Source organism: Mesorhizobium sp. M7A.F.Ca.CA.002.05.1.1, assembly GCF_003998335.1.
GTDB lineage: Bacteria > Pseudomonadota > Alphaproteobacteria > Rhizobiales > Rhizobiaceae > Mesorhizobium.
In genome coordinates this window covers 1-5,356 of the sequence record NZ_RZQI01000392.1, presented here as the reverse complement: position 1 = coordinate 5,356, position 5,356 = coordinate 1, and the positions used below count along the sequence as shown (strand labels likewise).

The following is a 5,356-nucleotide window of genomic DNA, read 5'->3' as shown; positions in this document are numbered from 1 at the left end:
CGCTCTATCTCCTCTGGCTGGCGATCAAGATCGGCCGCAGCGGACCGCCCAATCTGGATGTGAGCATGGCCAGGCCGAACAGCTTTCTGGGCGGCGCCGGCATTCAATGGATGAACCCGAAAGGCTGGGCGATGGGACTAGGCGCCGCGGCTTCGTTCGCGGCATTGGCCAGCGGACCGGTGCAACTTGCGCTGCTGCTCGGCGCCACCTTCGGCCTCGCGGCCGCCGCCTCGCTTTCACTGTGGTGCGTGGCCGGCATGGTGCTGGCGCGGCTGCTCAAGACCGAATGGCAATGGCGCGCGCTCAACATCGTGCTGGCACTGGTGCTGGCCGCCTCGATCATTCCGATGTGGCGGACGGTGTAGGGACGCGGCGGCCTTGCAGAACCTGGGGCTTGCCCCAACAAAGCTCTTATGCGGCGCTGGTCGACCCCCACTCCGTCTCGGCTTCGCCGAGCCACCTCTCCCCCGATCGACGGGGTAGAGGAAAGGCGCCAGGCTTTTTGCCGTCAACGCTCGTCCAGCAAAGCTCCCTTCCTTTCCCTCCGGAGGGGGGAAAGGTGGCGCTGCGAAGCAGCGACGGATTGGGGGAACCACGTGGCAATCAAGCCTCACACCGATCAGTCACGCCAGTCACAGAAGATGTGTGCATAGCGTAGCGACAGAGCGGGGGACAGAGGTGGCCCTCAAGCCGCGTAGCGGGCTGCCGGCTTGTCGGCGTGCAGGCTGCCGTAGAAGGCCTGCCGGGCACCGAGGAAAATGTCCAGTTTGGCTGGCTCGGCGAGCGCCGGCACGGTGACGGCTTCACCCCTGGCAAGGCCGACAAGGGCCGCATCGACCATATCGTCGGCGCTCATGATGATTTCCTTCGGAAGCTGGTCGATATCGCTGCCAGCAAGCTCCCAGAAATCCGTCCGTGTCGCGCCCGGCAGCACCACCTGCACCTTCACCTCCGTACCCTCGACCTCGCGGTGCAGAGCCTCGGTGAAGTTGACGACATAGGCCTTGGTACCGCTGTAGATGCCGCCGAACGAGGTCTCATAGGCGAGCACCGAGGCGATGTTGACGACCGCACCTCGGTTGCGCGCCAAAAACCCCGGCAGCACGGCACGGGTCAGCCGCGTCAGGGCGATGACATTGACCTTGATCATGCGTTCGGCAGCGTCCGCATCGGCGGTTGCCACCACGGACTGGCCGCCAAGGCCGGCATTGTTGACCAGCAGCGTCACGCTGTCGTCGCTGGCGATCGCCTGTTCGACGCGGCGGACGTCGCCGTCGTTGGAGAGGTCGGCGCTGATCACGCTGACCTTGCGGCCATAGGTCTGGCGCAGCTTCCCGGCCAGTTCCTCCAGCCGGTCGGCGCGCCGCGCCACCAGCACCAGATCGTAGCCCTGCCCCGCCAGCCGGTCGGCATAGACCGCGCCGATGCCCGACGAAGCACCGGTGACGACCGCCGTGCCCTTGTTGCCCTGTCCACTCATTGTCCTGTTCCTTCTTCGACTGATCTGGTTCGTTTCGACTGATCCGGCGCCGTGGCATCTGCCGCATTGCCGGAAGCCGCTTGATTGATTTAGTGGCATATACCACTAATTGCGAAGTAGGCATATGCCACTATCTTGTCAATGATACGGACGGGGATTATTTGAGGGGTGCAGCCGGGCGTCATTCGCCGGCGCCAAGGACCATCATGTCAAAGGACAGCTTGCCCGGCCTCACGCTCTGCAACAACGCCGCGCTGCGCCGCGCGGCGCGCAAACTCGGCAAGTTTTATGATGATGTGGTGGATCCGTCAGGCCTCAAGGCGACACAGCAGGGACTGCTCTACCAAATCCATATCGGCGACGAGCCGGCGATGGGGGCCATCGCCGCGTCGCTGATCATGGACCTGTCGGCGCTCGGCCATACGCTGAAACCACTGATCCGCGACGGCTATGTCGAGACCTTCGCCGACCCGGACGACCGCCGCGTCAAGCGTGTGCGGCTGACGCCGCAGGGGCTGGCCAAGCTCGAGGCGGCGATGAAACTGTGGCAGATCGCCCAGCAGCGTTTCGAGGATGTCGTCGGCAGGGACAAGGCTGAAAAGCTGCGCGCGGCGCTGGATGACATCGCCGCGCTCGATTTCGATCTGCCGCCGGCCAGCTGAGCCGGCCGACGGCTTTCAAAGAGATTACTCGGCAGGCATCTCTACAGGCCGAGCCGCCCGGCGGCCGGCGACCACGATGCCAAGCCCGATGATCGGGAAGATCGCGGCGACCAGGCCGAGATCGGCCGGCGCGCCGTAGCGCAGCACGGCACCGCCGACCACCGCGCCGAGTGCGACGCCGAGATAGAGCGCCGAAGCATTGAGCGACAGCACGATCGGTGCGGCGTCGGGCGCCAGCTTGATGATGCGGCTGGCCTGCGCCGGCGGGAAGGCCCAGCCGACGATGCCCCACGGCACCATCATCGCCATCAGCGCCGGTCCGGCAATATGCGGCGGCAGAAAGGTCGGGATGACCGACAGCAGGACCAGCATGCCGGCACTCAGCGCCAACGACCAGCCGACGGTGCGGGTCGCGCCGAACCGGTCGGCAGCCTGGCCGCCGCCAATGTTGCCGATGACGGCGCCGACGCCGAAGGCGAGCAGCATGCCGGGCAACGCGATCTGGCTGAGACCGCCGCCCTCGATGGCAAGCGGCGCGACATAGGCAAAGACGGTGAAGGCGCCGATCAGCGCCAGCACTGTCGTCAACAGGATCGGCATCACGCCGGGACGCAGCGCTGCCCCCAGCCTGCGCTTCAAGGGCAGCCTGGTGCCAACGATGCCCCGCGGCAGCCGGTACCAAAGGATCGCGCCGGCAAGCGCGCCAAGGCCGGCGATGGCAAAAAAAGTTCCGCGCCAGCCGGCAACGGTGGCAACGAGCGCGCCCAGTGGCGCACCGAGCGCAACGGCCACCGTGGTGCCGCCGACGACGACGGCGATGGCACGCGCCCGGTGATGGTCATCGACCAGCGCCACCGCGGTGCCTTGCGCGGTTGCGGCGAACAGGCCCGACGACAGCGCCATGACGATGCGCGCGACCAGCAGCAGTTCGAAGGAGGAACTCAAGGCAGCGGCGACGTTGCCGAGCACGAAGAACACCAGCGTCCACAGGATGACGCGGCGCCGGTCCCACTCGCCTGTCAGCGTCGCCAGGATCGGCGTGCCGATCGCATAGGCGAGCGCAAAGGCGGTGATCAGCGTGCCGGCCAGCGGAATGGAGATACCGGCATCCGCCGCGATGTCGGGCAGAAGGCTGGAGATGACGAAGCCTTCGGTCGAGATCGTGAACGATCCGAGCGCGAGCCAGAAAAGGCGCTTGTCCATGGCGGGATGTCCTTAGTTCAAAAGTTATTGAACAATTGGACACAATAGGGCATCATGTCAATGAAGCCAGGGAAAAATAGCTGAACCTTCCTGACAGCCCTGTGTCAGCACAGGTCGGCGCCAGACGGAGAAAGGCCGCGTGCGGGCCAACAATGATGGATGCGTTGAAATCGGACCCGACTGTGCTTAGTTTCGAGCCATGACCTTGCCACACCCCAATACGGACCAGATCAGCCTGCCGATCGTGCTTGGCGTGCTCGGCGACCCGACCCGGCTCGCCATCGTGCGCTATCTCGCCAGCAAGCAAGGCGTGCCGCTGAACTGCAGCCAGTTCCTCGATTTCGGCTCGAAGACCAATCTGAGCTACCACCTGGCCAAATTGCGCGAGGCCGGCGTCACCCGCGCCGAGGTGGTCGGCACCAACCGCATGATCACACTGCGCCGCGCCGATCTCGACGCCCGCTTCCCCGGCCTGCTCGACAGCGTCATCGCCGCCGCCGGCGACGATCCGGCACTGCCGGCGGTCGGCGGCCACGATATTGAAGTGCACGCCTGACCTTGCAGAACTTGGGTTCCTCGCCCACGAACGTGGGGAAAAGGAAAAGCGGCGTCACACAGGAGCTTCCCGAAAGGCGCATCGCCGTCCTCGCCGATATCCACGGCAATGTGCTGGCGCTCGACGCCGTGCTTGACGATCTGGAGCGGCGCGGCGGCGCCGACCTGACCGTCAATCTCGGCGACAGCGTTTCCGGCCCGCTCTGGCCGCGCGAGACATTTGCGCGGTTGGAGGCGCTGAACCTGCCGACCGTGCGCGGCAACCACGACCGCCGTGTCGCCGCCGACCCCGCCGATGACACCATGTGGCCCTCCGACGTCTATGCGCAGGAGCGGCTGACCGAGACGCAGCGCCAGATGCTTTTCGCCCAGCCGCTGACGCTGGAGATCGCACCCGGAATCATCGCTTTCCACGCCCGTCCCGACCATGACGAGAAATATCTCGCCGATACCATCGTCAATGGCCAGCTGGTGCGTGCGCCGTTGGCGGCGATCCGGCGGCGGCTGAAGACGCTCGACCCGGCTTGCCGCATCGCGCTGTGCGGCCACAGCCACCGCGCGGAACTGATCCGCGTCCCCGATGGTCCCGTCATCTTCAATCCGGGCAGCATCGGCTGCCCTGCCTATGAGGATTCCACACCGCCGGCGCATGTCTCCGAGCAGGGCTCGCCGCATGCGCGCTACGGCATCGTCACCTTGGGCAGCAACGGCCAACCCGACCGCTTCGAGGCCATCGCCGTCGACTACGACCACGAGGCGGCCGCCAGGCAAGCCGAACAGGCGGGCCGGCCGGAATGGGCTCACGCGCTCAGAACCGGCTTCATGCCCCTGCCCGGCTGAACGCTCTTGCGTTCATGCCCGGCTGAACGCTCTTGCGCGTTCACGCCCGTCCAGCTGAGCTGCCTCACGGCCCGGCGGTCCGGGTTGAGGCTGGCGAAACGGCGAGCCGAATTTTCGGGCTTACATGGCGCCGCGTCGTCCCTTATAAAACCGGCCGGGCTTGCGGCGGGCTCGATCCGCCGCGGCACGGTATCAGCGCACGGCCAAAAGATGAGGCGCACAGTTACGCTCCGAACAACCCTCCATGCGCTGATTGCGGCTCCGCTGTTGATGACGGCGTGGCCGGTGATTGCCCCCGCTATGGCTGAAGAGATGGCCCAAGAGGCGCCGGAGCTCGTCATCTCCGTCGTCACCGGCCTGGCGCCGGACGACCTTCTCAAAGTCCGCACCACCGCATCGCCGGTCGCCACGGTCGAGGCGCGGCTGAGCAGCGGCGACATGGTCACCAATCTCGGCTGCAACGACATCAACGGCTACAAATGGTGCAAAATCGAAAGCACGGGCAAGGAGAAGCTGAGCGGCTGGGCGCCGGCGCGCTATCTCATCCCCCTCAATCCGGCTCCCTATGTCGAAGGCGAGACAAGACCGGCCGACGCGCCGGTGGTTGCCTCCACCG

At 65.9% G+C, this 5,356-nt stretch carries 6 protein-coding genes and 1 pseudogene; 5 read left to right on the top strand and 2 right to left on the bottom strand.

Annotated elements, in window-relative coordinates; translation table 11 throughout:
• Positions 1-365: LysE family translocator (locus tag EN939_RS19640; RefSeq protein ID WP_442919543.1), on the top strand; the 365-nt coding region annotated here is incomplete at its 5' end.
• Positions 366-685: 320 nt separating this feature from the next.
• On the opposite strand, the gene EN939_RS19635 is transcribed toward EN939_RS19640, so the two are convergent.
• Positions 686-1,480: an SDR family NAD(P)-dependent oxidoreductase gene (locus EN939_RS19635; protein WP_127269320.1), complete on the bottom strand. Its 795-nt coding sequence runs from the start codon at positions 1,478-1,480 to the stop codon at positions 686-688.
• Between the two features lie 206 nt (positions 1,481-1,686).
• Between EN939_RS19635 and EN939_RS19630 the strand changes: the two genes are divergently transcribed.
• A complete protein-coding gene (locus EN939_RS19630) occupies positions 1,687-2,142 on the top strand; it encodes a MarR family winged helix-turn-helix transcriptional regulator (RefSeq protein WP_127269319.1) in 456 nt (151 codons plus the stop codon).
• Between the two features lie 24 nt (positions 2,143-2,166).
• Here the strand turns inward: EN939_RS19630 and EN939_RS19625 are convergent, their stop codons facing one another.
• The gene (locus tag EN939_RS19625) at positions 2,167-3,345 is read right to left on the bottom strand and encodes an MFS transporter (protein WP_127269318.1); all 1,179 of its coding nucleotides are present in this window, start codon (positions 3,343-3,345) and stop codon (positions 2,167-2,169) included.
• Positions 3,346-3,544: 199 nt separating this feature from the next.
• Here EN939_RS19625 and EN939_RS19620 point away from each other — a divergent pair, with 199 nt between their 5' ends.
• From EN939_RS19620 to EN939_RS19610, 3 genes and pseudogenes are all read left to right on the top strand, one after another.
• A complete protein-coding gene (locus tag EN939_RS19620) occupies positions 3,545-3,901 on the top strand; it encodes an ArsR/SmtB family transcription factor (protein ID WP_127269317.1) in 357 nt (118 codons plus the stop codon).
• Between the two features lie 32 nt (positions 3,902-3,933).
• Positions 3,934-4,740, top strand: coding sequence for a metallophosphoesterase family protein (locus tag EN939_RS19615; protein ID WP_127269316.1), 807 nt, complete (start codon positions 3,934-3,936; stop codon positions 4,738-4,740).
• 312 nt (positions 4,741-5,052) lie between these two features.
• Positions 5,053-5,356, top strand: a pseudogene (locus tag EN939_RS19610) (SH3 domain-containing protein); the annotation flags it as partial.